The following is a 26,319-nucleotide window of genomic DNA, read 5'->3' as shown; positions in this document are numbered from 1 at the left end:
CTTTATTCTTGGAGCCTTAATTGCCCGGAAATAGCGTGTTGCTCAGCAATCTCTGCAAGTCGTACGTATTTTTGTTCAACCAGTTGAGACACGGGAACAAGTTTGGCATCAATACTTTCAAGCTCAGCTAACTTGGCTGCAAGAAAGGCGGCGGTTTCCTTATATGGGTGTGCAATGATAATAACATGCTCGTGATTATCAAGTAGCTTAAGCATATGTTGCCACTGCTTGTTGAGCGCATCGGTGGATATATCATTGTCTAGAAAGACCTGTCGAGCTACGTTTTTTACGCCATAAAGGTTGGCTGCATATTGGGCTTGGCTGTGGCTAGTGGTGCGGCTATCTAAAAAGTATAATCCGCGCTTTTTTAGTATTTCCATTGTCCATTTCATTGGCTCTATTTGTTCGGTTAATGCTGAGCCCATGTGATTGTTTACGCCTTTAACTTGAGGTAGTGTCGATAGCGCATTGCCAAGTGTCATTTGCAACTGCCACTTTTCCATATCGGTGGTTAATGCGCCCGGGCCAAGGGCCTTTTCCGTGTCTTGTGCCTGCATTGGCACATGTAACAAAAGCTCGCGTTGTTGGCGGCTGGCTGCAAAGGCAAATTGTTGAGAAAAAGGGGTATGGGGCAGGATCGAAAAGGTGATCCCACTCGGTAAAGACAGCAACTCTAAGTCACGTTGGTGATTGCCAATGTCGTCTATAACAATGGCAAACTGTTTTGCTGGCACTGCAAAAGTCATGCAGACCAGTATTATCCCGATTATTTTTTTTAGCACACAAATTATTATTATAGTTTACAGCCCTACAGGACCGTTTTTTATTTACTGTGATTGAACTAACGCCAGTGCCTTAGGCCAATGCGAGGCAAGCTGCTCAATACCTGTCGTTTTGATTGATTCTTCACCAGTGATTATAGCGCTTTTATCCAACAGGGAAAGCGCTTGTTTGGTAAAATATACATCGGGCTCTATGCCTTTACCTTCAATTGATGTACCTGCTGGTGTGTAGTATCTCGCTGTCGTTAACTTTAATGCAGTAGTACCATTGCCAATCGGGATCAAGGATTGCACTGAGCCTTTACCATAGGAACGTAAGCCAACGACTAAGGCACGTTTATTATCCTTGAGTGCGGCGGCTAAAATCTCGGCTGCTGAAGCGGAATTATTGTTGATTAATACCAAAATAGGCGCACCATTTAAAATATCTCCCCGCTTTGCAATGTAAGCCTGATTGGCGTCATAGAAGCGGCCTTTGGTCGTGACGATTGTGCCACTATCTAAAAAAAGATCTGAGATTGCCACGGCACTATTAAGTGTGCCGCCGGGGTTGTCACGTAAATCAATAACCAGCTTTTTCAATGGACTGCCTAACTGTACTTGTAGTCGGTTTATGTGTCTTGCAACATCATGATAGGTGTGGTGGTTAAAACTGTTGACGCTTAAAAAACCGGTACCGTCGTTTAAGAGTTTACTAGCGACACTTTCAATAACTATCTCTTGACGTTTAAGCTCAAGTGCAACTAACTCGTCTTGTCTTAATACCACTAAATTGATGAGGTTTTTATTTGCAGCTTTGAGTAGGGCGGATACTTCTTCTATCGATTTACCCGCGACATTAGCGCCATTGATTGCGTGGAGTTTATCACCGCTCTCTATGCCTGCTTGGGCTGCTGGTGAATTGGGCAGGGTATCCAAGATAATCACGTAATTATCTTGCTCTTCGACTTCAATACCAAGCCCCGTGTAGCGCCCATTTGCTGCACTGAAGATGGATTCCAAGTCTTCCTCGTTGAGGTATTTAGAGTAGGGATCTAAATTATCAAAGAGGCTCGACAAGTTGCCCGCGTTGTAGCGACTCAGAGGCAAGTCTTCAACATAATAGGTGTGAATATGATACAGGATTTCATCGATTTCTTGAGCCGAGAACTTTTGTGTAGACGCGTGACTAAAAGCGCTAAAACTTAACAAAAGCAGGAAGCTTAATAATGCAACATAGCGCGCTGCAAGCGCGTAAAAACGGGTTTGTCTATTCATGTGCTGCTCCTCATCAAGGTGCAGCACGGGTTATTCAGTTAACTGGATCTGCACCATTTTATCGGATCTACAGCGCTTCCCTTATGCCGTATTTCAAAGTATAGACCAGGATCTCTTTGTCCGCCGCTTTGTCCTACCAAAGCGATCACTTCACCACTGCGAACTTGATCGCCAACATCGCGAAGCAGCGTTTGTGCGTGGCCGTATAGACTCATAAAACCATGACCATGATCGAGCACAATAACCCAGCCAAAGCCATTTAACCAATCTGCATACACAACTTGACCGGGGGCGACACTCGCAATTTCAGCCCCTTCTTTTGCGCCAATAAGAACGCCCTTCCAATTCATGCCAGCATGCTTGCTTTGGCCGAATTTATGCTTAATTCGACCTCTGGTCGGTAAACTCATTTTGCCTTTGAGTTTGGCTAATCCATCTAAGCGTACTTCGGCTTCTCTTTGCGCCTTGGCAAGCTCTTCTAACGTTTGGATTAAGGTTTGCTCATTTTCTTTTAAATAAGCGATAGCAGAGCGTGTTTCACTGAGTTTGTTATTTAGGTTTGCAAGCTGGTTTTGACGTTCTTGCTGCGCCTTCTTGAGCGCTGCCAAGCGTTCATTCTGATGGTTTTGTAGTGCTTCTAAGCGTGCTTGTGTTCTTGCTAACTCAGCTTGAGTCTGTGCCAACTCTTGGCCGATAGATTTGAGTTGTTCGAGTTGTTTAATGCGTGCTTTATTTAGGTAATCATAATAGGCAATGGTGCGCTCGAGCTTTGTGGCATGCTCTTGATTAAGTAACATTCTAGAATAATCATGAGAGCCCGTCATATAGGCACTTTTTAGCTGAGCCGCAAGGATCTTTTCAAATTTTTTCTTGTCGTTTAGCAGCGTGCTTTCTTGCTTTTTAAGTTCGGCCTGTTCGGTTTGGTTTTCTTTGATCCCGATTTCTGTGAGTGAGATAGCTTTGGCACTTTTGGCAATATCAAGTTCGAAGGCTTTGAGCTTTGCTTCGTGACTGTTAATTTCACCGCGCTGCTTTTCTAACGCTTGTTGGCTAGCTTTAAGCTGTTGCTGAACTTCACTTAAGTCTTGTTTGGTTCTAGATTCGTTGGCAACAGCGCCCGCTGTTGCCATGAGTAACGCCGCACCGAGAAGTGCGGCATAGTGAAATGTCGTTTTTAACGGCATACAGGCAGGCCGTTATTTTAAACGCATAATTGGAGTGCCAGTCATCTCGCTAGGCTGCTCCATACCAAGTAAATGCAGCATTGTTGGTGCAACATCGCTTAGGGCTCTTCCTGCTTGTGGCTCTGCATCACGACCAACATAAATAAATGGTACAGGCTCACTAGTGTGTGCTGTGTGAGCTTGGCCCGTTTTCGGGTTTTGCATTTGCTCAGCATTGCCGTGGTCTGCTGTGATCAGAGCTTCACCACCGGTTTCTTTTAACGCTGCAACCACACGACCGATACACTTATCAACGGCTTCACATGCCTTTACTGCGGCTTCAAATACACCAGAGTGTCCAACCATATCACCATTCGGGTAGTTACAGATAATGACGTCAAATTCACCGCTATGAATGGCTTCAACTAACTTATCCGTTAGCATTTCTGAGTTCATCTCTGGCTGTAAGTCGTAAGTGGCAACTTGTGGAGAAGGAATAAGTTCACGTTTTTCACCTTCAAAGAGATCTTCGCGACCGCCGCTAAAGAAGAAAGTGACATGGGCATATTTTTCCGTTTCCGAAATACGTAGCTGAGTTTTATTGTGCTTAGCGAGCCATTCACCTAACACATTGACAAGTGCTTCAGGCGCGAAAGCGATAGGGGCTTTAATGTCGGCAGCGTACTCAGTCATCATAACAAACGCACTTAGGTCCGGTGCTTTGCGTTTTTCGAAGCCGTTAAAGTCAGCATCGACAAAAGCACGGGTCATCTGGCGCGCTCGGTCTGCACGGAAGTTCATAAAGATAACTGTATCACCATCATTGATAGTTGCGGCTGGTTGCCCAGCTCCGGTGATCACTGAGGCTTTAACAAACTCATCATTTTCATCACGTGCGTAAGCTGCTTGTAGCGCTTCAACGCCATTACTATAAGTAAAATCAGCATCGCCATTTACCATCAGGTTATAAGCAGATTCGACACGGTCCCAACGATTATCACGGTCCATAGCATAGTAGCGACCAATAATAGACGCTAGGCGGCCACAATTGAGCGATTGCATCAAGGCTTCCATTTTCTCAATTGACGCTTGTGCACTACGAGGAGGTGTATCGCGGCCATCCAAAAATGCGTGCAAATAAACGGTTGCACCGCGCTCTGCTGCTAATTTAATTGCTGCAACAATGTGGTCTTCATGGCTGTGAACGCCACCTGGGCTCAATAATCCCATTAGGTGAACGGCTTTGCCCTTTGCCACGGCTTTGTCGATATTCTCAACCAGAGCTGGATTGTGCTCAAACTCACCATCGTCAATCGCTTTAGTGATCCGCGTGAAGTCTTGATAAACCACACGTCCCGCACCAAGGTTAACGTGGCCAACTTCGGAATTCCCCATTTGTCCATCCGGTAGACCAACATCAAGGCCTGAACCTGAAATCAAGGTGTGCGGAGCAGAGCGCCATAGTTCATCTAATACTGGGGTATTGGCTGCTAAAATAGCATTGCTCTCGCTTTCTTCGCGATAGCCCCAACCGTCTAAAATCATTAATACCAATGGCTTTTTCTTAGCTGTCATTTGCGCTCCTGAAATCCTGAATTAGGCACGATGTTGATGTCTTATAGCAAACGCTACAAGGTTAGATTAACTAACTTGGGCTGCAGCGCTTCAATAAGCTTGCTCTGATTGCTGGTAAGTAGAATACCTGTTTTTGTATGAATATTCAGCCCCGCAGTGATGAATTATCAACTTTGAGATTGATATTTGCTCATGTTGAACAAGTCTGTTTTGTCGAGAATAAAGCAGGTATACTTGCTGCCACTTTATCGTTTAATAATTTTTGGTTGATAAATTAATGGAACAATACGTTGCGTTTTTAGGTAACCATCCGGTACTTAGCATCATTTGGGTTGTGTTAGCCGCGATGTTAGTGAGTAGTTGGTTTAAGAGTCAGTTTTCTAAAATTAGACAAATTAATCCCCAGCAGTTGACTATGCTTGTTAACCGCCAAGATGGTCAGGTACTCGATATGCGTGCAGCAAAAGAGTTTAACCAAGGTCACATTGCAGGTTCTGAGCAGGTGAATGCGGAAAAACTCAAGCAAAAAGATTTTGCTGGTCTTGAAAAACATAAATCTAAGCCCATTATATTGGTCTGTAACACAGGTATGACGGCATCTGCTGTTGCTGATAACATGCACAAAGCTGGATTCGAGCAAGTGTACGTATTATCAGGTGGTATTGGCGCATGGCAAAGTGCGGGTTTACCAATCTCTAACGGAAAATAACTGAGGTCTATGATGAGCCAAGTCGTAATTTACACCAAAGACTATTGTCCTTTTTGTCATCGTGCAAAAGCACTATTAGATGCAAAAGGTGTCACATACACTGAGTATGATATTGGCGCACAGCCTGAGCTTCGTGACGAGATGATCGAAAAAGCCAACGGTGGCTATACTGTGCCACAAATCTTTATCGCTGAGCGCCATATTGGTGGTTGCGACGATATGATGGCGCTTGAAGCGCAAGGCGAACTCGATAAGCTATTACAAGCATAAGATTGATTGAGCTTTGGCTCAGCTTACTTTTTATAATGACTGCTAAGAATTAGCAGGATCACAACAGAATTTAGGAAATTATCATGGCAGAACAAAACCAAGCAGCAGAACAACAACAAGAAGGCGCTCAGTTCAACATTCAACGTATCTATACTAAAGATGTATCGTTTGAAACGCCAAACTCACCAGGTATCTTCCAAAAAGAGTGGACACCAGAAGTTAAGCTAGACATGGACACACGTTCAGCAAAGCTTGATGACAACGTTTTTGAAGTTGTTCTAGCACTAACGGTAACGGCAACTATTGGTGAAGAAACTGCATTCCTATGTGAAATCCAACAAGCTGGTATCTTTGCAATTGCAGATCTTGAAGAAATGCAAATGGCACACATGCTAGGCGCATTCTGCCCTAACATTCTATTCCCATATGCGCGTGAAGCGGTAGCTAGCCTAGTTAACCGTGGTACTTTCCCACAGTTAAACCTTGCGCCAGTTAACTTTGACGCATTATTCGCTCAGTATATGCAGCAACGTGCGGCTCAAGCACAGCCTGAGCAAACTGCTGACGCATAATTGATGAGTACAGCAAAATCAGCTGTAACTGTATTGGGGGCGGGGTCTTATGGCACCGCCCTTGCTATTTGTTTCGCCCGAAATGGTCACCAAGTGACACTGTGGGGCCGCAATAGCGAACACGTTGAGGCGCTAGCAGCTGAGCGCAAAAACCAACGTTATCTTCCTGACATCCAGTTTCCAAACACGCTTGAACTTGAGGCCGATTTAGAAACGGCTGTTAAGTCTAGCGAGCGTATTTTGGTGGTTGTGCCAAGTCATGCGTTTGCAGACACCTTGAAGAAGATTAAACCTATGCTACTTGAGAATGCAAAAGTAGCTTGGGCAACCAAGGGGCTCGAACCAAATACTGGGCGACTATTGCAAGAGGTGGCACTGGATGTGTTAGGTGACGATGTGCCGCTGGCGGTGCTAAGTGGACCTACTTTTGCAAAAGAAATGGCCGCAGGATTACCTACTGCTATTTCAGTGTCTTCGATTTGTGCAAAGTTTCGTGAAGAGCTCGCTGAGCTGTTGCATTGCGGTCGCTCGTTTAGGGTGTATAGCAACGAAGACTTTATTGGTATTCAGCTCGGCGGCGCGGTCAAAAATGTTATCGCAATTGGCGCGGGCATGTCTGACGGCTTTGGTTTTGGTGCGAATGCTAGAACGGCGCTTATCACCCGAGGACTCGCTGAACTTTGTCGTTTAGGATGTGCGTTAGGCGCGCGCTCTGAAACCTTTATGGGTATGGCAGGGCTTGGTGATCTGATTCTCACTTGTACGGATAACCAGTCGCGTAATCGCCGCTTTGGTCTTGCGCTTGGCTCGGGAAAGTCGGTCGATGAGGCGATGTCGAGTATAGGTCAGGTGGTCGAAGGCTATCGCAATACCAAAGAAGTTTATCTACTTGCCAAACGCACTGGTATTGAAATGCCTATCACTGAGCAGATCTATCAAGTGCTTTATGAGCAAAAAGATGTGAAAGAAGCCGCAATGGCGTTGCTTGGTCGCGAAAAGCGAGCTGAGTGATAATCGAATAGAGAGGCGTAGCTACCTCTCTATTACTCTCCAAACTTAATGTTATAGCGACGTTTAAACCACAGTAAAAATGGGATTTCAATCACGCTAAATGCGACAATCGTAAACACCACCCAATTACTCTTAAAAAACACTAACGAAAACTCGATATCCTTGCCATAGTACAAACTTCCAGACACGACTAAAGAAACCGCAGTAACCAATAAATCTTGTTTGCTGATACTGGCGAGACTTTTCTCTTTCAACTTTGGGTAAACGAATACGTAGGCCACAAAAAGGAGAATAAAGTTGAGTAAAATAAGCGTTAGCTCAGGTGACATGATTACCTCTATGCCTTGTGTGTCATTCGGCACAAGATAACATAATTTCTTCGCTTAATGCCTCGTTGAAACGCTTTTTATCTGATACTGAACAGGTATAATGGTAAATCCAACTTTTGAGGTGCACATGATCTCCAAGAATCAACAAAAACTACTTCGTGCTTTAGGGCAAAAAAAATATCGCAAGCAACATGGCCTGTATTTAGTACAAGGCGAGAAGAATGTGATTGAGTTAGTTGATGCTGGGTTGGCTGTTGAACAGCTGTTCGCGACCAGTGAGTTCATGACAAAGTATAAATCCAAACTCGTTAATATTGCCTGTGTAGAAGCAGAAGAAGATGTGCTGAGTAAGGTGAGTACTTTGGTATCAAATAATGCGGCGATAGCGGTCGTTGCAATGCCGCCAGCAGAAGAAATCAATACTGCTGGGCTGGTGTTGGCATTAGATGGAGTCTCAGACCCGGGTAATCTCGGTACCATTATTCGTCTTGCTGATTGGTATGGATTAACGCAGCTTGTGGTGAGCGAAAACTGCGCGGATCAATTTAACCCTAAAGTGATCAGTGCCACCATGGGCTCATTTGTGCGTGTTAATGTGGTGAGAACCGATCTCGAGGCCTTTTTAAAGCAATATCAAGGCGAGTGCTATGGTGCATTCCTTGGTGGTGAGAGTGTGCATCAGTGCCAATTTAGTCGTAATGCCGTGTTGGTCATGGGCAGCGAGTCTCATGGTATTAGCGATACTATAGCGGCGCACATCAATAAAAAGGTGACTATTCCTGCGTTCGGTGGTGCTGAATCATTGAATGTGGCGATGGCTACCGGGATCATTTTGGATAATATCAAACGCTGTCATTGCTAACTCATAGATCTTACTAATGAATTGCCTTATTCTCAAAAGTAACCGCGAACAACAATAATAAGCTATGCGACTGAGTAGCATCAAACTAGCCGGCTTTAAATCTTTCGTAGAGCCAACCAAGATCCCGTTTCCTGACCAGATGACATGTGTGGTTGGGCCAAACGGCTGTGGTAAGTCTAATGTTATTGATGCGGTTCGCTGGGTACTGGGTGAAAGCTCTGCGAAAAATCTCCGTGGCGATGCCATGACGGACGTTATTTTTAACGGTTCAACCAAACGTAAACCTATCTCGCAAGCTTCTGTAGAACTGATTTTTGATAATACTCAAGGCCGGTTGCCCGGCACGTTTGCAGATCGTAACCAAATTGCCATTAAGCGCTTAGTGACGCGAGACGGCCAATCTCTTTATTTTCTAAATGGTAGTAAGTGCCGTAAGCGCGATATCACAGATATCTTTTTAGGTACTGGCCTAGGTCCTCGCAGTTATGCAATCATTGAGCAAGGGATGATCTCTCGCTTGATCGAAAGTAAGCCGCAAGAGTTAAGAGTTTTTTTAGAAGAAGCCGCCGGAATTTCAAAATATAAAGAGCGTCGACGAGAAACCCAAACCCGGATCAAGAGTACCCGCGAAAACATGGAGCGTTTGCTCGATGTTAGGCAAGAGCTACAGAGTCAGCTAGATAAACTGGCACTTCAAGCGCAACAGGCGAGCGAATATAAGTCTTTAAAGTCGCAAGAGCGTGACTTAAAGTCGTGGATAGCAATTTTAAAGTGGCAAAGCCTTGAGCAAAAGCAGGCAATAAAAGCCAAAGAAATTGCCAAACTCAACGAAAAATTAGCATTTTTTAATGAAGCTCACAGTGGCCATGACAGCATTTTGGCGACGCTAGAACATGAAATTAAGCATTTCAATGATGGCTATGAGCAAGCACAACATAGCGTGCACCGAATTGAAACCCAGTTGGCAACGCTTGAGCAACAGAAAGTCAATCTAACTGATAAAAAGCGTCAGCTTATTGAGCAGTCTCAAATACTGAAATCACAACAGCAAGAAGTGATTGAGGCGCAAGATGAGCAAGCCGAGTATGTGGCGAGCAGCGCTGAAAAAGTCGCTGAAGTTTCTGAACGACTTGAAATTGCGCTATTGCAACTGGAAGAAATTCAACTCGCAAATGAGCAAAGTGACACAGAGCAAACTCAGTTAGAAGCGCAGTTTAGTGGCGCACAGAAGCAGTACCAACAAATACATGCTCAGGTACAGCAAGGGGCAAGCCAATTAGCGCAACAACAGCAAGCTAAACTGCACGTAGATAAGCGTCAGGCTGAGCTGCTGGAACAGGCCGAAACGCATCACGCATCTATGTTGGAAAATGACTTGGCTGAAGCTCAGGATGCACATCATCAGCTAGTTCAAGCGATGGCAAAATTACAAAGCCAAGCTAGTAAGTTGCAAGGCCAAGAGCAAACCAATAAAGAAGAAATCTTACAGGCGCAGACTCATGCTCAAAAAGCGCTTCAGGCGCTACAAGAAGTGCAATCTGAAATAAAAGCGTTATCACGCTGGGCAGACGAAGCGTCGGAGACTTCAGCTGCGACTATGTTATCGCAACTTGTTGTTGAGTCTGGGTATGAAGAATGCGTGGAAGCGGCACTGCTTGGGTTGACGCATTTAGTCGTTGAGCAAAGCGAAATGAATACGCTATGGCCCATTGAACTCGAAGTTCCCGTTGATTCCGTCGCGACAAAAATAAGCTCAGGACTGTTCCCCAGCTTTTTAACGAAAATAAAATTATGTGCTGAATCTACAGACTTTCAATCGTGTGAACAATTCCTTCTCGGCGTGACGGTCTGTGGCGTTATTGTGGGGGATAACTTTAAGGCCAAGGTGAAAAGCAATGAAGAGAGTGGCGCGTTAAAACGCTATGCCCAATTGCAGTCATGCCATACTCAGCTTCCTCATTTGCAACAACTCGCCGAAGAGGCTGAGCAGGTTGTAGCACAAAAACACATTGTTCTTGAGAACACGCAAGCTGGCTTATTAGAAACACAGCAATGCGTTCACGAAAAAGCCCAAGCGATCGCCAGCCATAAAACCAAAGTTGAAATGCTGGATGAGAATCTGAGCGCTTGGCGTGAGCAAGGACAAAAAATTCAAGAACAGCTTGATGCCATTGCTCAAGAACGAGGCGAGGTCATCGAACAACTTGAACTTTATACGGAACAGCAATTACAACGTGATGAGTTGCTAGCGCAAGCACAACAAACACAACAACTAGCCGAGGCTAAGTTGACTGAGTTTAAACAACATAGTCAATCTCGACGCGCCGCATTACAAGACGCGCAGCAATTAGTTCATACCACTAAACTTGCATCGCAGCAGGCAGAAAGTGAACTACAGCTCAGCAATTCTAAGTTGGAACACTTGCAACATCGTCGCGATGAAATAAACCAGCGCATCGAGCAAACGCAAGCAGATATTTTGCTTTGTGAAGAGCCGCTCGCGGAGGCGCATGAAGACATTGAATTATTGCTCGCCCAACATCTAGAAGCCAAAGCGCAAAAGCAAACGGTGTTGGATACGCTCAACCAAGCTAAGGAAAACCTCTCCCAAAAACAAGCGGCATTAAAAGATGCACAAGGCGAAGTGAGTAAACTCAATGAGTCTTTGCAACAAGTGAAACTTGAAGAGCAAAGCTTGATGATAAAGGCGCAAGCGGCACTTGAACCCTTGCAGGAGCTTGGTCGGACGCTAAAAGCGGAATTGGCGCAATTACCTGAAGACGCAAACTTGGGCCAGTATCAAGCCAATTTGAGTCGAGTCAGTAATGATCTTGGCAAGTTAGGGGCTGTAAACTTAGCCGCAATTGAAGAGTTTGAAGAAGCGAAGGCACGTAAAACCTATTTAGATACACAGCTGGATGATCTCACTAATGCGTTAGAAACGTTAGAAGCGGTGATCAGAAAAATTGATAAAGAGACCAAAACCCGCTTTAGTGCCACCTTTAATCAAGTGAATGAAGATTTAGCCGAGTTGTTTCCTAAAGTGTTTGGTGGGGGGAATGCATATCTAGAATTGACTAGCGATGACCTGCTTGAAAGTGGTGTTTCTATCATGGCAAGGCCGCCTGGTAAGAAAAACTCGACAATTCATCTGTTAAGTGGTGGAGAAAAAGCGCTGACCGCATTATCATTGGTGTTTTCAATATTCAGGCTTAATCCAGCCCCATTCTGTATGCTGGATGAAGTAGATGCACCGCTTGATGACGCAAACGTAGGGCGATTTTGTCGTTTGGTTGAAGAGATGTCGCAAACAGTGCAATTTATTTATATCAGTCATAACAAGGTCGCTATGGAAATGGCGGGTAGACTGACGGGGGTAACCATGGCAGAACCAGGGGTGTCGCGCATGGTTGCCGTAGATATAGAACAAGCGGTGCAAATGGCACAGGCATAACAACAAAAAAGGTGAGCAATGGCCACAGAGTTAAGATGGGCATTAATCGTGATCAGTGCGTTGGTCATAGGCGGGTTACTCATACATGGACTTTGGTCTGTTCGTAAGAAGAGCAGCGATAAAGTGTCTAAAAAGGAGCCCAATGAACTCAAAGAGCAAACGCCGAATCATGATAAAGAGCCTGACGAACCTGAAATTGGAGAGATGACCTTTAGTGCGGTGGATGACGAGCCTGCGACTGAGGGTATTATAGCGACGGAAGAGCCTGAAACTGAGGTGCAAACCGAGAGCAGTGGCTCTGAAGAGGCTGAGCCTGAAGAGAGTGCAATAGAGCCACAAGACTTTATTATTCTTCACGTTCATATGCCTGAAGGCCTGAAAATGGCAGGTTCTAGGTTGTTACCAACCGTGTTAAGCCTTGGGTTTAAATATTCTGATGAGGGCTTCTTTAATCGCCATTTAGAGCCGTCCGGAAATGGTCCTGTGTTATTTAGATTGGTAAACATGTACAACCCAGGTACGTTTGATATCGATAACATGGAACAATTTAGCACCGCTGGCATTAGTCTATTTATGACCTTACCTTGTGAAGGCGATAACTTGGCTGCATTTAATATGCTTCACAGTGCATCGAAAAAATTAGCTGAAGAGTTTGGCGCAACCGTACTTGATAAAGACCGTGAACCGTTAACGGTTGAAGCCGTGCGAGGTTATGTTGAAAAAGTGCGTGAATTCGCCGCTTAATCGCTACTTAGAATCATTTTTAAGCCACTGGCATCCGCTGGTGGCTTTTTACGTTTAGAGGTTTAAATGTCAGACAACATTGAAAGCCAAGTTGCAGCTCTTAGGCAGCAACTCGAAGATTACAATTACCAATATTATGTTTTAGATAACCCAAGTGTGCCTGATGCGGAATATGATCGTGTGATGCGCCAGTTGATGGCGCTTGAGCAGCAGCATCCTGAGTTACAAAGTCCTGATTCCCCATCGCAGAAAGTGGGTGGTGAAGCGCTTAGCAAGTTTGAGCAAGTAACACACAGAGTACCTATGTTGTCGCTTGATAATGCCTTCGACGAGAGTGAATTTACGGCATTTAATCGCCGTTTAAAAGAGCGCCTACTGACAAGTAAAGATGTTACTTTTTGCTGTGAACCAAAGCTCGATGGCTTGGCGGTGTCTATTTTGTATCGTGATGGTGTGCTCGTTCAAGCGGCGACAAGGGGAGACGGTCAAGTTGGGGAAAACATCACTGAGAACGTCAAAACCATTCGCAATATTCCGCTGAAACTGCGTGGAGAACATATTCCGCATGAAGTAGAAGTGCGTGGTGAAGTTTTTATGGATACTGCGGGTTTCATTAAGCTAAATGAAGCGGCGCAAGCGAAAGGTGATAAGACCTTTGCAAACCCAAGAAATGCGGCAGCGGGAAGTCTGCGCCAATTAGACTCAAAAATTACCGCTAAGCGTCCGTTGATGTTTTATGCTTATTCTATGGGCTTGGTTGAAGGCGGTGAGCTGGCAAACGAGCATTATGCGCAGCTACAGCAATTACAAGGTTGGGGCTTGCCAATGAGCCCTGAGACAAAGCTTGTCGATAATGCACAGCAAGCTTTGGCTTATTATCAAGATATCATGACGCGCCGTGCTGAGCTTCCCTATGAAATTGATGGCGTAGTGATCAAAGTGAATGATAAAGCGCAGCAAGAGCAGCTTGGTTTTGTTGCTCGCGCGCCGCGCTGGGCGATTGCATTTAAGTTCCCTGCACAAGAAGAGATCACTCAGCTGCTTGATGTTGAGTTTCAGGTCGGTCGTACTGGTGCTATCACGCCCGTTGCACGTTTAGAGCCTGTTTTTGTTGGTGGTGTTACGGTATCGAATGCCACGCTTCATAATGGTGATGAAATTGCGCGGTTAGGTGTAAAGATTGGTGATACCGTTATTGTACGCCGAGCTGGGGATGTGATCCCTCAGGTAACTCAGGTCGTTTTAGATAGGCGTCCTGATGATGCCAAAGAGATTGAGTTCCCAGATACTTGTCCGGTGTGTGATTCTCATGTTGAACGTGTTGAAGGAGAAGCGGTTGCGCGTTGTACTGGCGGTTTAGTGTGCCGTGCACAACGTAAAGAAGCAATTAAGCACTTTGCATCGAGAAAGGCCCTCGACATAGATGGGCTTGGCGACAAAATAGTTGAGCAGTTAGTTGAGCGAGAGCTTATCAAGACGCCTGCTGATTTGTTTATCTTAAAGCAGGGCCATTTTGAGTCTCTTGAACGTATGGGGCCAAAGTCTGCTAAAAACTTGGTTGCGGCGCTTGAAGAAGCAAAGCAAACAACGTTAGCCAAATTTTTGTATTCGCTTGGGATCAGAGAAGTCGGTGAAGCGACAGCACAAAACTTGGCAAATCACTTCCAGACGCTTGAAAAAGTGATGGCCGCCTCCATTGATACTCTACAGCAAGTAAGTGATGTTGGTGTTGTTGTTGCGCAGCACATTCATAGCTTTTTTGCCGAGCAGCATAATCAAGAAGTGGTAACTGCATTGATAGAAGTGGGTGTAACTTGGCAAGATGTTGCAGCACCGTCAGAGGATACACAACCTTTAGCAGGGCTAACTTATGTATTGACTGGAACCTTGAGCCAATTGAACCGCAACGATGCTAAAGCGAGATTGCAAGCGCTTGGCGCTAAGGTCGCGGGTAGTGTGTCGAAAAATACGGATGCAGTTTATGCCGGCGAAAAAGCAGGCTCTAAGCTCACTAAGGCACAAGAGCTAGGTGTTGAGGTGTTCGATGAAGAAGCGCTGATCGCACTGTTAAACAAATACGAGTAGTAAAATGAAATCAGTAACACGATACGGCCCTGAATACTGGGATAAATATGGCGTTTATCGTACGCCAATCGCTTTTAATTTAGCGCTGGTTGTGTTGCTCCGCCCGTTGCTTATTTGGGTGTTTTCTGCACTTGCGAGACGCCCAGACTTGGATTTGATGTCGCTATTTTTTGAGTCTAAGTTTCACTTTTTTGTCGCGACAGGGATCGCTTGTATCGCGCTCATACCAACCGTTGTGTTTTCTCTTAGACGGCCAACAAGCTCTCCAAAGCTCGCAGCCGTCTGGCGTTATATGCGTTTGCCACTTATATTAACAGCGGTACTCGATTTAGCGTGGTTGATCCTGCAAGCTGGGAAAACCCATTATAGCTTTTCTCCTTATATTGCCGTACAAATTGTGTTGGTGAGTTGGGTACTTTTATATTTAATTAAAAGTCGCTATCTAAGCTGCTTTTTTGGCGATTGGCCACTTCCTGTTGAAGAGCAAAAGACAGAAGTAAACAAGAGAGAGAATTGAGATGTTAAAGTGGTTAGATATACTAAACTTTGCCAGAAATGGTAATCCTGTTGCTCCTCGCAGAGTTGAAAAATCGGACCAGCAATGGCAATTAGAGCTTGCTCCAGAAACCTACATGATCACTAGGAAAAAGGGGACTGAACGCCCGTTTAGCTCACAAAGTTGTCAGCTTTTTGAACCTGGTAAATACTACTGTGTATGCTGTGGCGAGTTGTTATTCGATGCCGAAGAAAAGTTTGATAGTGGCTCTGGTTGGCCCTCGTTTACACAGCCTGCAGCAGTGGAAGCGGTTGCGTATCATGGCGATAAGAGCCATGGAATGACGCGCGTCGAAATCACTTGTAACGTGTGTGATAGCCACTTAGGTCACGTATTCCCCGACGGCCCTGAGCCAAGTGGACTGCGTTATTGTGTTAATGCCCTTGCAATGGAAAAGAAATAGCTCAATTGCGATAAAACAAGTGATTACTCAAAGTCGAGTTTCATTTCATTTAGTTTAGCTTTGAGTTTACCGTAGCGGATCTGCTGTTCACTATCCAACTCAGACTGATTTAGCAAGGTAGTACAACGCTTTGCTAAATTGGAATTAAAAGTACTTCCTGACTTAGCGCAACTATCACTCATACATTGCAGTAAATTCAGCGCTATTCCCGAGTTTTTAGGCATAATTCTAAATGCTTGAGTGAATGCCTCCAAAGCGGTTTCATATTGTCCTTTGTTAAACTGTGTGACCGCATGGTTATTGAGCTCTCTTGGGCCCATGGTGATCTCTTTTTTCTCTTGCTGCTGCTGATATAGATAGTGCATTGTGATGGGATCTGCGCTTGAGTTATGGCGTTCACAGTGTGCAATAACTTGACTAAATAGCTCCTGAGCTTTGTGGTTTAGCCCCACCTCATGTAGTGCTTTTGCTTTGTCTAAAGTGGAATCTACCGAGCGAATAACGGGTTCATCTTCTAACTGTTCTAGCAGTTGTTTCGCTTTTTTATGCTCATCTTTTAGATAATGGACGCGGGCGTTGAGGACATCGATTTGCGCTTGGGTTTGTGCGTTTGGAAATTGCTGTTTTAAATCACTCAGGTATTGTTGCGTCTGCCTTGTGAGACGAGTAACTTGGTCTGATTGATCGGTACTCAGGGCAAAGTCTATTCCAGCTCGTGCTGCATTCAAATACACTTCGGGTTTGTCATGGATCGAGTAGCGCGCGAAACTTGCGATATCTTTATGTGCTTTATAGCTGGCTTCATAGTCGTGATTAATTTGCGCAACTCGACCAAGTGACTGTTGCCTATTTATGTTTCTGGGTGCCATCTCAATTGCTTGCTCTAACAATTGTTGGGCATTCTCATATTGGTTTAACTTTATTTCGAGTTTGCTCAATAAATCGAGCGCAGGAAGACGAGTTTCCGGTCGCTCGATTAAGGTTTTTAACATCTTTTGAGCAATAACATCTTCATTGTTGGTAATGAGCGCCTCGACCAAGCCTAGCTTAGCCCATGTAAACTTTTGCAGAGCCAAAACCGACTTGTAAAAAGACTTAGCTTCTTCTAATTGATTGAGTCTGAGTAAAAGTTCTCCTTTTAGCTTTAGGAGTAGGGAAGTGTAGTTATGATCTTTGTTGTCTAGTTCTAGATCTAGCGCTTTTAAGGCCTTTGAGTAGTTCTTATCGTCTACAAGCAAGTTTATATGCCTTAAAGCCTGTTTACGCTTTAAAACTCGTTCTATACGGTTTTGTAGTTCTTTTATTGAGAAGGGCTTAACTAAAAAGTCATCGGGTTGGAGCTCGATAATGCTATGGACTAACTCGGGGCTGGTTTCAGAAGAAATAAAAATAAAAGCGGTACTTGAGCGAATTAACTGTTTGGACCGTAACTCTTCATAAAATTGATAGCCATTTTGCTTTTTTGCTAAACCAAAAGAGCATACGATGAGATCAAACTTATTGATGGTGCAAAGCTCTTTTGCACTGTCTGCACTTTCTGCAAATTTTAAATTTCTGAAATCTAACTGTTCTAAAGATTGTTTCATATAGCTCAATGCTAATGGTTGATCTTCAACGATTAACATTTTGGCATTTTGAATAGATGGAGCTGACATAGAAACAATTTTTAGACAATGGCTTTGCTTCTAGTCTAGTACTTAGGTGTAGTTTTGAAAACAAAAATTAACTCATTTTTAGTAGGTTAGTCTATTTAGCTTATCCCAACTATTTACTGAGGTTAGTGGCAAAATAGTTAAGGGTATAACCAAAATTTGGGAGGCTGAGTAGAGTAACTAATTAGTTAATAAATGAGAAAAACGAGGTTGTTTCTATGGACTTTATGGCAGGTTTAAGTTTATTCAGTTTGATGTGATTTTTGAGTATGTAAAAAGTAATAACGATTGTACTGAAAGTGAAGTGGTTTCTTATACTGGATTTGAATCTGAGCTCTTAGTCTTGTTTAGGCATAGGCCACTCTATCTAGAAAATAAAGTGGTGGGTTGTACTGGACTTGAACCAGTGACCCTCGCCTTGTAAGGGCGATGCTCTCCCAACTGAGCTAACAACCCGAATTGTGTTTCAATTTATACTCTTGAATCGAGTTTAATGTCCAATTCTAATCTAAAAGTAGAATTGGTGGGTTGTACTGGACTTGAACCAGTGACCCTCGCCTTGTAAGGGCGATGCTCTCCCAACTGAGCTAACAACCCAATTTGTATTTCAATTTATACTCTTGAATAGAGTTTTATGTCCAATTCTAATCTAAGAGTAGAATTGGTGGGTTGTACTGGACTTAACCAGTGACCCTTGCCTTGATCAGGCTTAGTGCGATGCTTTGCATCGACCACTCCATCTAAATAAAGAATAAAGTGGTGGGTTGTACTGGACTTGAACCAGTGACCCTCGCCTTGTAAGGGCGATGCTCTCCCAACTGAGCTAACAACCCAATTTGTATTTCAATTTATACTCTTGAATAGAGTTATGGTGGGTTGTACTGGACTTAACCAGTGACCCTTGCCTTGATCAGGCTTAGTGCGATGCTTTGCATCGACCACTCAATCTAAATAAAGAATAAAGTGGTGGGTTGTACTGGACTTGAACCAGTGACCCTCGCCTTGTAAGGGCGATGCTCTCCCAACTGAGCTAACAACCCAAATTGTGTTTCAATTTATACTCTTGAATAGAGTTTTATGTCCAATTCTAATCTAAGAGTAGAATTGGTGGGTTGTACTGGACTTGAACCAGTGACCCTCGCCTTGTAAGGGCGATGCTCTCCCAACTGAGCTAACAACCCAAATTGTGTTTCAATTTATACTCTTGAATAGAGTTATGATGGGTTGTACTGGACTTAAACCAGTGACCCTTGCCTTGCTCAGGCTTAGTGCGATGCTTTGCATCGGCCACTCTATCTAAATAATAAAGTGGTGGGTTGTACTGGACTTGAACCAGTGACCCTCGCCTTGTAAGGGCGATGCTCTCCCAACTGAGCTAACAACCCAAATTGTTTTACAACGTCTGCCGTTGTGGGGCGGTATTATAGGTTTAGTTTGAAAAGAGTCAACACTTAACTTTAAAAAACTATACTGTGTGATGCTTTTATGCTCAATGCTTTAAGCTCTTCATTATAGAAGAGGTGAGGGGTCTTATATTTTTGGTCCAAGAATCATCTTAACTTGGGGAAAATAAGTTGCTGAGCTTTGCATGCTATAGCGCGAAATTAAGCTGGGTTGGATACCATGCGGAAAAAGAAAAGAGCCGTAAATCACTCTGGCCTAATTGGATTTAAAACTAAAAGGCGGAGGTGCGGTAACTATGTGTTTTAAATTGTGTAATAAATAATCCAATTCAAGGTGTTAGGCTTGCAAAGGGGAACTGCTTGGTTATATTCTATGCTTCTTGATTTAAAATGAATCAGTTAGAAAAAACTTTCATAAAAGTTGTTGACTTTATTTTTGCTCCTGCATAGAATGCGCCCCGCACTCAGCGATACAGGCTAGCAGTTCAAGTCTGACTATTATGGGGCTATAGCTCAGCTGGGAGAGCGCTTGCATGGCATGCAAGAGGTCGACGGTTCGATCCCGTCTAGCTCCACCAATTTATCGTTAGTGCATATGTCCTAGTACATAATTCAAATGGCAACGCCTCGAGTGCGAAGTTGTTTGTTATTGTGTCCCCTTCGTCTAGAGGCCTAGGACACCGCCCTTTCACGGCGGTAACAGGGGTTCGAATCCCCTAGGGGACGCCACTTACTTCGGTAGGTAACTCGGTTGGCGAGAGAATAAACAGCTAAATAAAGTCCTAGTGACACAGAAAAACTTTCTGTTTTTTGATAAGGCCATTCGCCTCACAGGCTCGGTCTCATCTAACGCAGAAATTGCAAATCAGTGATTTGCAAAACAATTTCTGCGTCCCCTTCGTCTAGAGGCCTAGGACACCGCCCTTTCACGGCGGTAACAGGGGTTCGAATCCCCTAGGGGACGCCACTTACTTTGGTAAGTAACTCGATTAGCAAGAAAATAAACAGCTAAATAAAGTCCTAGTGACACAGAAAACTTTCTGTTTTTGATAGGGCCATTCGCCTCGCAGGCTCGGTCTCATCTAACACAGAAATAGCAAAACGATGATTTGCAAAACAATTTCTGCGTCCCCTTCGTCTAGAGGCCTAGGACACCGCCCTTTCACGGCGGTAACAGGGGTTCGAATCCCCTAGGGGACGCCACTTACTTAGGTAAGTAACTCGGTTAGCAAGAGAATAAACAGCTAAATAAAGTCCTAGTGACACAGAAAACTTTCTGTTTTTGATAGGGCCATTCGCCTCGCAGGCTCGGTCTCATCTAACACAGAAATAGCAAATCGGTGATTTGCAAAACAATTTCTGCGTCCCCTTCGTCTAGAGGCCTAGGACACCGCCCTTTCACGGCGGTAACAGGGGTTCGAATCCCCTAGGGGACGCCACTTACTTTGGTAAGTAACTCGGTTAGCAAGAGAATAAACAGCTAAATAAAGTCCTAGTGACACATCTGTGTCCCCTTCGTCTAGAGGCCTAGGACACCGCCCTTTCACGGCGGTAACAGGGGTTCGAATCCCCTAGGGGACGCCACTTACTTTGGTAAGTAACTCGGTTAGCAAGAGATTAAACAGCTAAATAAAGTCCTAGTGACACATCTGTGTCCCCTTCGTCTAGAGGCCTAGGACACCGCCCTTTCACGGCGGTAACAGGGGTTCGAATCCCCTAGGGGACGCCACTTATTTTCTGTATTCTACTCTCATCATAAAAATGTTCATATTTTCCTTTCATTGTTGTTTAAGTTCAGAACTCTGCTAGTTTTTATATTAACTTTCTGTTGTTCGTTAAGTATTCATACCAATTTTTCTTAATACTTGATCCTTCAAAATAGAACACTTAATTGTGTAAATTGGTATCAAATTATATTTCACTATGATCTCAATCAGTCTTTCGGTGAAATTTCTTACGATTTTTAAGAAAGTAATAATTTATTATCTATTGCCCTTTTTAATCGAGAGCGAGCTATGACAAAAGGTAGAGCTGATTACACAGGAAAAGAGAATGATTATCCAAGTTCTTACAATCTACTTTCAACGACAAACGTAAAAGGTCAGATAAAGTATGCGAATTCGCAGTTTTGTGAAGTTGCAGGGTTTTCACTTAGTGAGTTAGAGGGGAAGCCCCATAATATCGTTAGGCATCCAACAATGCCTAAAGCCGCTTTCAAGAACCTATGGGATTATATCGAAGCGGGCAAACCTTGGATGGGAATGGTTAAAAACCGCTGCAAGAATGGCGATCACTATTGGGTTAATGCTTTTGTCACTCCTATTAAAGATGCATCTGGTAAGACTGTCGAATATCAATCAGTGAGGACAAAGCCGAGCCGGGAGGTCGTTAACCGTGCAGAGGAAATCTACACTGATTTAAATAATGGTGTGTCACTAAGTAAATTTACTCGTGCCTCTTGGTCTTTGTCAGCTCAAATGATGGCAATAATCATTGTTTTCTATGCCCTAACCATGTTGATCTCAACTTTATCATCACCTTGGAATTACCTCGCTGAAACTCTGCTTACTCTTGCTGTATTATTTATTACTTATTCTCGCCTTGCTCCAGTGCGGTCGCTCAGCGAAAAGGCAAAAAAAGTATACGATAACCCTCTGATGCAAAAAGTGTATCTTAATAAGGTTAATGATGTTGCATCTATAGAGCTTGCCTTACTTGCTAGAGAATCCGAGCTTCGGGCTGTGCTTGGGCGTGTTAAAGATGCTAGCGCCACCGTTTCAGAGTACGCAACCAAAACGATGCAAGAATGCAAAACGAGTTCTGATATTTTAAATCGACAGCAAGCGCAAACCGGCTCCTTAGCAACAGCCATTAATCAGATGTCGGTGTCGATTGGTGAAATCGCCTCTAATACTAACAATGCAGCGCAGCAATCCGAAGCGGCGCTTGAATCCGTTGTGAAAGGCAACAAAGCCGTTGATGACAATATGGAAAATAATTATGCCTTATCGGAAGAGTTATCTCGCACGCAAAAAGATATAGAAGATCTTAATGCGCAAACAGTTAACATCGAAGGGGTTGTTGACGTGATCCGTGGGATCTCCGAGCAAACCAACTTACTTGCTTTAAATGCCGCTATAGAGGCTGCTCGTGCAGGTGAACAAGGTAGAGGATTTGCGGTTGTTGCTGATGAGGTGAGAGCGCTTGCGCAAAGGACACAAGATTCGACAGCCGAGATTAATGGTATTATTGCCGATCTGAGGCAGCGAGCAGAACGGGCGGTTACTGCCATTCAAAGTGGAGTAGAGCGCTCCTCTGAATGTGTAGTAAAGGCAGAAGGTACTAAAGTGAGCCTTGAAACGATCAACACAATAGTCAATGAAATATCAGGTTTGAACTATCAAATTGCGACATCGACAGAAGAGATGTCGAGTGTTTCTAATGAGCTAAATGCTAATGCTGTGACAATTTCAGGTCTTGCGGATGAGTCTATGGAAAGTGCGCGTAAAACGCATGAAACGATGAGAAGCACTGAACAGGCTTTAGAAAATCAAGAGGTGCTTGTTGAGCAGTTTATTCGAAAATTAAACAGTGCCCACCGTTGAATAGATAACTTAAAGTAATACAGCACCGACAGGGTTGTTTATGGGGGAGGCTAATCAGAGCTATTTAACCTGAGGTTTGGATAAGGAATGAGTTAACTCATTGTTTTTAATACCACATTAAATTATACCCTTATCTAGCCAGTCAGTTTTAGGGATAACAAGGCGAATTTATGCACCAATAGCTGGCTATTGGAAGTGAATTCAACGCAGTTAGCGCTAAAACTGGCTGCTAGAAAGGCATTAATTATCCCAAGCTCAGGTTATTTAGCTCTGATTAATAATAGTAGTAGTAAACGGAGCGGACCTAATACCAATTGCATTAATTAAACACTGTAGCCGTCTTCAACCCCTTTCACGGCATAGGCTACTGCATCATGAGCATGAAGAGATTCGTAATGGTTTATCTTCACATAGAAATCTAAATAAGCTTGCTGGTTTAGCAATGCTTTTAACTTTCTAGCTGCATCTTCACAAAACATTAGGTTTTGGCCATTTAGGCGCGCAAACTCTTGTTCATCTTCTCGTTTTACTGCGGCTTGAACGGGGGTTTTCAACTCATTTTCAACCAACTCAATTAGATCCAAAATCTCAAATTCAGTACTATTATTTGTAAGCTTAACTTTTATATTTGCAATCGAGCGCTGAGAGTGGGGTGTTGCAACGATCCCTTCTGTGCTACCTAGCCAGTTATGCACACTATGGAAATCTAATTGTTTGCCATCAAAAGCTTGTTGGAAAGCGTTTTGGATCAGTTGACGAGACAATGCTGCCGAACAGGGGCAAGTCGATGAGTAAGCAACGTCAAGCGCCAGTTCTAGCTTGTAAATACCGTTTATCAACGTCGCATCAAGGGTAATTGGGTATGATTTCCATCCCATTTTTTTACTTAAAAGCGAAGGGCGTCTGATAGGCAATTCAAACTGCAGGGTTACTTTTGCACCTGTACTTAAGTCGCTATGCGTACTTAAAAAGTTATCTAACAACTGCTTTAGAGTTTTAGGTGTAAGTACTTGCTCACAAGAAAGCGTATCAAGGGCAAGAAAGAGGCGTGACATGTGAATGCCTTTTGCGTCTTCTTTTTGCAAATTAACAAATGCATCGGCTTTGGCTGTAACAGTAACTTGATTTAGGCCTTTGCTTTCTAATACTAAAGGCAACTCTATGTTACCCATGCCTACCCAGTCTAAAGTTCCTGTTTGTAACGCACTAGCACTGTGTGCAATGTCTGGCATGTTATTTTGCATCGACGCTCTCTTTTCTCACGACTTAAAAAACGGGCATATTACACGAAATCAGATTAAGTTGGGATGGTGCGCTTAAATCTATCCGCACTAAATTAGATGAATTGTGCATTTAGTGATACAGAGTCTCATTTCTGTTATCTATCGTTCTGCTTAGTGTGTATGAAAATGAGTGAATGATCTGGCCCTGCAATTTCTATACTCGCTTATTACTAGGGCTTTTGTATAATATTTACTTTGAGGGCTTGAAAAGCAATTCAGTCAGGCTCAAGCGGTAGAATATAAACTTGCCTGACAAGTGTTTAACAATGGTGAAGTAATAATATGACAGAAAATTCGTTTGGCTCATGGGCTCGAATTTTATCAAACTTGGTAGAAAGATACGGTAACAAGCGGGCGTTTGCCATCGCTTATGCTTTTACGCTCTTCGTTGCAGTTATTCTATCTTGCATGTTTTACTATGTTGCATTAGGTGTAGTTGAAATTGTCGATATATCGGCACTCTTTTTCTTAACCGCTGTCATTGCGCCCGCTCTTATCATGATGTCCGTCGCGGCAATGCGGGAGGTACATTCATCGAAGGCCTACTTGGAGTCGGCAACACAACAAGAAAAGATGCTGAACCAAACGCTAAAGGACAATATTAATCGTTTAAATAGTGAGATTGACGAGCGTAAAATTGCTTTGCATGCTAAACACCGCGCGATAGATGAATTAAGAAAAGAAATTGCAGAGCGTAAAAAGACCCAACAAGAACTTGCGCAGCAAGGTATGTTACTGCGAAGCATTGTTGATTCATCTCCTGATCTGTTCTATTACCGCGATGAAAACGGTGTATTCGCAGGCTGTAACAAGATGTTCGAATTAGTGATGGGCAAAAGCAGTGAAGAACTAATTGGTAAATCAGTCGAACAAATATATTCAGAGCAATATCTTCCAAAAGTACTTGAAACAGATAGCCAGGTATCAGAAACACAGCAACCATTAACACTTGACGTAGAGTATCCCGTTGAAGGCGAACCTCGTTGGTTTGAAATGCGCAAGCTGCCATTTATCAATGATAAAGGCGAATATATAGGCTTGTTGGCCTTTGGTCGTGATATTACTAGTCGTAAAGAAGCCGAGCAGGCGTTAGAAACTGCGTATAAGGATAAAGGTAAGTTTATTGCTACGCTAAGTCATGAATTAAGAACTCCGCTCAATGGTATTGTTGGTCTGACGCGCATGATGTTAGACACCGACCTGACTGCGCAACAAAAAAGCTGGTGTAATACCGTGTTTTCAAGTGCGGAGACGCTTGGCAATATTTTTAACGACATCATTGATTTAGATAAAATTGATAGGGAGCAGCTAGATATAGCAACAGACAGTATCAATGTTTCTGATTTTATAAACGATGTAGTCAACTTTGCAGGTCTAATTGCTGATCAAAAGGGCTTAGAATTTACTATCAATCGTTCCGGAATCTTAGACGTTTATGCGTTACTCGATCCGACACGTCTACGTCAGGTACTCTGGAATCTAATTAATAATGCAGTGAAGTTTACCCACAAGGGGAATGTGACGCTGGAATGCCGCCGCGAGAATCGAGATGATGGGCCATGGCTGACAATTAGCGTTATAGATACCGGTATGGGAATATCCGAAGATCAGCTTGAACGGATCTTTGAGATGTATTACAAGGCTCCAGATGCATCGGGCAGCAATGCGATTGGCTCGGGCATTGGCCTTGCGGTTACTAAAGCTTTAGTTCAGGCTATGAAAGGAACGATAGCGGTTACTAGTCAAGAAGGTAAGGGGAGTCGTTTTGATGTTGAGATCCCGTTACAGCTATGTAATGCACCGAAAGAACAAAGTTACGCTGGTAGAAGCTTGTACATTTTACTTGTTGAGGATGTGCCGTTAAACGCTGAAATTGCAACAAATCTATTAGAACAGCGAGGGCATGAAGTTATTTGGGCTGAAACTGGCGAGGACGCTCTTTCGTTTGTTGAAACTGAAGATGACCTAGATCTCATTCTTCTGGATATGCAGCTACCAGATATCAATGGTGATGTTGTTGCGCGTCAAATAAGAGAAGACAGCCACTTTGATCACTTACCAATAGTTGCCTTAACCGCAAACGTCAGAAGCGCCGAGCAAGAGCTTGAGGGGATTAATGTTCAGGGAGCTTTGGCCAAACCAATAAATACTACTAAGCTCGACAAAATGCTCGCTGAGTTATTTGGAATTGAGGCACAGAAAAACAAACAAAGTATCGATATTCGAGAAGCGTTATCACAACCTGAATACTCCGATTTAGATATAGAGACCATTTGCGACTTTGTTGAGTCTATGGGGGCTGCTGCATTCCAAAGAAGCTGTGATCTATTTACTAAGCTCAGTCCTAAGTACTGTCAAGAGCTCAGAGAGGCTGTTGCACAAAATGATATCGAGGAATATGGTGCGGTTGCACATAAAGTTAAAGGTGCTGCTGGTTCGGTAGGGCTGCAACTTGCCCAATTACAAGCGAAGAAAATGGAATTAGAATCAGAAGGCAAAGAGGAAGAGACACTATTGAATTGGGTTTCTGAGTTAGAGGCAAAAATAGAAGAAGGGCAAGAAGCCCTTCATCCATTAATTGCAAAACTCGCTGAAGATCAGTAA

The 26,319-nt window shown here is 43.7% G+C and carries 19 protein-coding genes and 13 tRNA genes; 19 read left to right on the top strand and 13 right to left on the bottom strand.

The window, feature by feature from the left end; genetic code table 11:
* Positions 1 to 2: 2 nt before the first annotated feature.
* The 4 genes from CTT31_RS15010 to gpmM all read right to left on the bottom strand — a co-directional run bounded on the left by CTT31_RS15010 (position 3) and on the right by gpmM (position 4,777).
* Positions 3 to 746: a divergent polysaccharide deacetylase family protein gene (locus CTT31_RS15010; RefSeq protein ID WP_260491529.1), complete on the bottom strand. Its 744-nt coding sequence runs from the start codon at positions 744 to 746 to the stop codon at positions 3 to 5.
* An 81-nt stretch (positions 747 to 827) separates the two neighbouring features.
* Positions 828 to 2,039: a S41 family peptidase gene (locus tag CTT31_RS15005; protein ID WP_010378798.1), complete on the bottom strand. Its 1,212-nt coding sequence runs from the start codon at positions 2,037 to 2,039 to the stop codon at positions 828 to 830.
* A 38-nt stretch (positions 2,040 to 2,077) separates the two neighbouring features.
* Positions 2,078 to 3,223, bottom strand: coding sequence for a murein hydrolase activator EnvC family protein (locus tag CTT31_RS15000; RefSeq protein WP_260491528.1), 1,146 nt, complete (start codon positions 3,221 to 3,223; stop codon positions 2,078 to 2,080).
* A gap of 12 nt (positions 3,224 to 3,235) precedes the next feature.
* Positions 3,236 to 4,777 carry a 2,3-bisphosphoglycerate-independent phosphoglycerate mutase gene (gene gpmM, locus CTT31_RS14995; RefSeq protein WP_260491527.1) on the bottom strand — a complete coding sequence of 514 codons (1,542 nt, stop codon included), beginning with the start codon at positions 4,775 to 4,777 and terminating at the stop codon, positions 3,236 to 3,238.
* A 277-nt stretch (positions 4,778 to 5,054) separates the two neighbouring features.
* On the opposite strand from gpmM, the gene CTT31_RS14990 reads away from it, so the two are divergent.
* The 4 genes from CTT31_RS14990 (at position 5,055) to gpsA (ending at position 7,339) form a co-directional block, all read left to right on the top strand.
* Positions 5,055 to 5,486 (top strand): rhodanese-like domain-containing protein, encoded by a 432-nt coding sequence (locus CTT31_RS14990; protein WP_010378806.1) that lies wholly within the window; start codon positions 5,055 to 5,057, stop codon positions 5,484 to 5,486.
* Positions 5,487 to 5,498: 12 nt separating this feature from the next.
* A complete protein-coding gene (gene grxC / locus CTT31_RS14985) occupies positions 5,499 to 5,756 on the top strand; it encodes a glutaredoxin 3 (protein WP_010378807.1) in 258 nt (85 codons plus the stop codon).
* A gap of 83 nt (positions 5,757 to 5,839) precedes the next feature.
* Positions 5,840 to 6,328, top strand: a complete 489-nt coding sequence (gene secB / locus CTT31_RS14980; protein ID WP_010607582.1) for a protein-export chaperone SecB — start codon at positions 5,840 to 5,842, stop codon at positions 6,326 to 6,328.
* 3 nt (positions 6,329 to 6,331) lie between these two features.
* Positions 6,332 to 7,339, top strand: a complete 1,008-nt coding sequence (gene gpsA, locus CTT31_RS14975) for an NAD(P)H-dependent glycerol-3-phosphate dehydrogenase (RefSeq protein ID WP_010607583.1) — start codon at positions 6,332 to 6,334, stop codon at positions 7,337 to 7,339.
* 32 nt (positions 7,340 to 7,371) lie between these two features.
* Here the strand turns inward: gpsA and CTT31_RS14970 are convergent, their stop codons facing one another.
* On the bottom strand, positions 7,372 to 7,668 hold the full coding sequence (locus CTT31_RS14970) for a hypothetical protein (RefSeq protein WP_010378819.1): 297 nt from the start codon (positions 7,666 to 7,668) through the stop codon (positions 7,372 to 7,374).
* Positions 7,669 to 7,795: 127 nt separating this feature from the next.
* Between CTT31_RS14970 and CTT31_RS14965 the strand changes: the two genes are divergently transcribed.
* From CTT31_RS14965 to msrB, 6 genes are all read left to right on the top strand, one after another.
* Complete coding sequence (locus tag CTT31_RS14965; protein ID WP_205992050.1) at positions 7,796 to 8,530, top strand: TrmH family RNA methyltransferase; 735 nt, start codon at positions 7,796 to 7,798, stop codon at positions 8,528 to 8,530.
* A gap of 64 nt (positions 8,531 to 8,594) precedes the next feature.
* Positions 8,595 to 11,984: an AAA family ATPase gene (locus CTT31_RS14960; RefSeq protein ID WP_260491526.1), complete on the top strand. Its 3,390-nt coding sequence runs from the start codon at positions 8,595 to 8,597 to the stop codon at positions 11,982 to 11,984.
* 18 nt (positions 11,985 to 12,002) lie between these two features.
* Complete coding sequence (zipA, locus tag CTT31_RS14955) at positions 12,003 to 12,728, top strand: cell division protein ZipA (protein ID WP_211858573.1); 726 nt, start codon at positions 12,003 to 12,005, stop codon at positions 12,726 to 12,728.
* A gap of 66 nt (positions 12,729 to 12,794) precedes the next feature.
* Positions 12,795 to 14,813, top strand: a complete 2,019-nt coding sequence (gene ligA, locus CTT31_RS14950; RefSeq protein WP_260491525.1) for an NAD-dependent DNA ligase LigA — start codon at positions 12,795 to 12,797, stop codon at positions 14,811 to 14,813.
* Positions 14,814 to 14,817: 4 nt separating this feature from the next.
* On the top strand, positions 14,818 to 15,330 hold the full coding sequence (locus CTT31_RS14945) for a DUF2919 domain-containing protein (protein WP_045990300.1): 513 nt from the start codon (positions 14,818 to 14,820) through the stop codon (positions 15,328 to 15,330).
* A 1-nt stretch (position 15,331) separates the two neighbouring features.
* Positions 15,332 to 15,772, top strand: coding sequence for a peptide-methionine (R)-S-oxide reductase MsrB (gene msrB / locus CTT31_RS14940; protein ID WP_211858570.1), 441 nt, complete (start codon positions 15,332 to 15,334; stop codon positions 15,770 to 15,772).
* Between the two features lie 23 nt (positions 15,773 to 15,795).
* Here msrB and CTT31_RS14935 read toward each other — a convergent pair whose 3' ends face one another.
* From CTT31_RS14935 to CTT31_RS14905, 7 genes are all read right to left on the bottom strand, one after another.
* Complete coding sequence (locus tag CTT31_RS14935) at positions 15,796 to 17,427, bottom strand: response regulator (protein ID WP_010378834.1); 1,632 nt, start codon at positions 17,425 to 17,427, stop codon at positions 15,796 to 15,798.
* Positions 17,428 to 17,804: 377 nt separating this feature from the next.
* Positions 17,805 to 17,880: transfer RNA gene (locus CTT31_RS14930), tRNA-Val, on the bottom strand.
* Between the two features lie 65 nt (positions 17,881 to 17,945).
* Positions 17,946 to 18,021, bottom strand: a tRNA-Val gene (locus CTT31_RS14925).
* Between the two features lie 160 nt (positions 18,022 to 18,181).
* A tRNA-Val gene (locus tag CTT31_RS14920) sits at positions 18,182 to 18,257 on the bottom strand.
* 131 nt (positions 18,258 to 18,388) lie between these two features.
* Positions 18,389 to 18,464 (bottom strand) — tRNA-Val (locus CTT31_RS14915).
* 65 nt (positions 18,465 to 18,529) lie between these two features.
* Positions 18,530 to 18,605: transfer RNA gene (locus CTT31_RS14910), tRNA-Val, on the bottom strand.
* Positions 18,606 to 18,733: 128 nt separating this feature from the next.
* Positions 18,734 to 18,809: transfer RNA gene (locus tag CTT31_RS14905), tRNA-Val, on the bottom strand.
* A gap of 520 nt (positions 18,810 to 19,329) precedes the next feature.
* Here CTT31_RS14905 and CTT31_RS14900 point away from each other — a divergent pair.
* The 8 genes from CTT31_RS14900 (at position 19,330) to CTT31_RS14865 (ending at position 22,432) form a co-directional block, all read left to right on the top strand.
* A tRNA-Ala gene (locus CTT31_RS14900) sits at positions 19,330 to 19,405 on the top strand.
* A gap of 75 nt (positions 19,406 to 19,480) precedes the next feature.
* A tRNA-Glu gene (locus CTT31_RS14895) sits at positions 19,481 to 19,556 on the top strand.
* A gap of 162 nt (positions 19,557 to 19,718) precedes the next feature.
* Positions 19,719 to 19,794: transfer RNA gene (locus CTT31_RS14890), tRNA-Glu, on the top strand.
* Between the two features lie 160 nt (positions 19,795 to 19,954).
* Positions 19,955 to 20,030: transfer RNA gene (locus CTT31_RS14885), tRNA-Glu, on the top strand.
* A gap of 160 nt (positions 20,031 to 20,190) precedes the next feature.
* Positions 20,191 to 20,266: transfer RNA gene (locus CTT31_RS14880), tRNA-Glu, on the top strand.
* A 69-nt stretch (positions 20,267 to 20,335) separates the two neighbouring features.
* Positions 20,336 to 20,411 (top strand) — tRNA-Glu (locus CTT31_RS14875).
* A 69-nt stretch (positions 20,412 to 20,480) separates the two neighbouring features.
* Positions 20,481 to 20,556 (top strand) — tRNA-Glu (locus tag CTT31_RS14870).
* 286 nt (positions 20,557 to 20,842) lie between these two features.
* Positions 20,843 to 22,432, top strand: a complete 1,590-nt coding sequence (locus CTT31_RS14865; RefSeq protein ID WP_260491524.1) for a methyl-accepting chemotaxis protein — start codon at positions 20,843 to 20,845, stop codon at positions 22,430 to 22,432.
* A 323-nt stretch (positions 22,433 to 22,755) separates the two neighbouring features.
* Here CTT31_RS14865 and folE2 read toward each other — a convergent pair whose 3' ends face one another.
* The gene (folE2, locus tag CTT31_RS14860) at positions 22,756 to 23,676 is read right to left on the bottom strand and encodes a GTP cyclohydrolase FolE2 (protein ID WP_039491428.1); all 921 of its coding nucleotides are present in this window, start codon (positions 23,674 to 23,676) and stop codon (positions 22,756 to 22,758) included.
* 321 nt (positions 23,677 to 23,997) lie between these two features.
* On the opposite strand from folE2, the gene arcB reads away from it, so the two are divergent.
* A complete protein-coding gene (arcB, locus tag CTT31_RS14855) occupies positions 23,998 to 26,319 on the top strand; it encodes an aerobic respiration two-component sensor histidine kinase ArcB (protein ID WP_039491425.1) in 2,322 nt (773 codons plus the stop codon).

The sequence above is a fragment of the Pseudoalteromonas maricaloris genome, assembly GCF_024746855.1.
Classification (GTDB): Bacteria; Pseudomonadota; Gammaproteobacteria; order Enterobacterales; family Alteromonadaceae; genus Pseudoalteromonas; species Pseudoalteromonas maricaloris.
The sequence above is the reverse complement of the archived record's forward strand: the minus strand, read 5'-3'. Positions and strand labels throughout refer to the sequence as shown.

Bases quoted from the DNA above. Each gene is read 5' to 3' on its own strand.
- CTT31_RS15010 (WP_260491529.1), bottom strand. From the start codon at position 746: ATGACTTTTGCAGTGCCAGCAAAACAGTTTGCCATTGTTATAGACGAC.
- CTT31_RS15005 (WP_010378798.1), bottom strand. From the start codon at position 2,039: ATGAATAGACAAACCCGTTTTTACGCGCTTGCAGCGCGCTATGTTGCA.
- CTT31_RS15000 (WP_260491528.1), bottom strand. From the start codon at position 3,223: ATGCCGTTAAAAACGACATTTCACTATGCCGCACTTCTCGGTGCGGCG.
- gpmM (WP_260491527.1), bottom strand. From the start codon at position 4,777: ATGACAGCTAAGAAAAAGCCATTGGTATTAATGATTTTAGACGGTTGG.
- CTT31_RS14990 (WP_010378806.1), top strand. From the start codon at position 5,055: ATGGAACAATACGTTGCGTTTTTAGGTAACCATCCGGTACTTAGCATC.
- grxC (WP_010378807.1), top strand. From the start codon at position 5,499: ATGAGCCAAGTCGTAATTTACACCAAAGACTATTGTCCTTTTTGTCAT.
- secB (WP_010607582.1), top strand. From the start codon at position 5,840: ATGGCAGAACAAAACCAAGCAGCAGAACAACAACAAGAAGGCGCTCAG.
- gpsA (WP_010607583.1), top strand. From the start codon at position 6,332: ATGAGTACAGCAAAATCAGCTGTAACTGTATTGGGGGCGGGGTCTTAT.
- CTT31_RS14970 (WP_010378819.1), bottom strand. From the start codon at position 7,668: ATGTCACCTGAGCTAACGCTTATTTTACTCAACTTTATTCTCCTTTTT.
- CTT31_RS14965 (WP_205992050.1), top strand. From the start codon at position 7,796: ATGATCTCCAAGAATCAACAAAAACTACTTCGTGCTTTAGGGCAAAAA.
- CTT31_RS14960 (WP_260491526.1), top strand. From the start codon at position 8,595: ATGCGACTGAGTAGCATCAAACTAGCCGGCTTTAAATCTTTCGTAGAG.
- zipA (WP_211858573.1), top strand. From the start codon at position 12,003: ATGGCCACAGAGTTAAGATGGGCATTAATCGTGATCAGTGCGTTGGTC.
- ligA (WP_260491525.1), top strand. From the start codon at position 12,795: ATGTCAGACAACATTGAAAGCCAAGTTGCAGCTCTTAGGCAGCAACTC.
- CTT31_RS14945 (WP_045990300.1), top strand. From the start codon at position 14,818: ATGAAATCAGTAACACGATACGGCCCTGAATACTGGGATAAATATGGC.
- msrB (WP_211858570.1), top strand. From the start codon at position 15,332: ATGTTAAAGTGGTTAGATATACTAAACTTTGCCAGAAATGGTAATCCT.
- CTT31_RS14935 (WP_010378834.1), bottom strand. From the start codon at position 17,427: ATGTCAGCTCCATCTATTCAAAATGCCAAAATGTTAATCGTTGAAGAT.
- CTT31_RS14865 (WP_260491524.1), top strand. From the start codon at position 20,843: ATGACAAAAGGTAGAGCTGATTACACAGGAAAAGAGAATGATTATCCA.
- folE2 (WP_039491428.1), bottom strand. From the start codon at position 23,676: ATGCAAAATAACATGCCAGACATTGCACACAGTGCTAGTGCGTTACAA.
- arcB (WP_039491425.1), top strand. From the start codon at position 23,998: ATGACAGAAAATTCGTTTGGCTCATGGGCTCGAATTTTATCAAACTTG.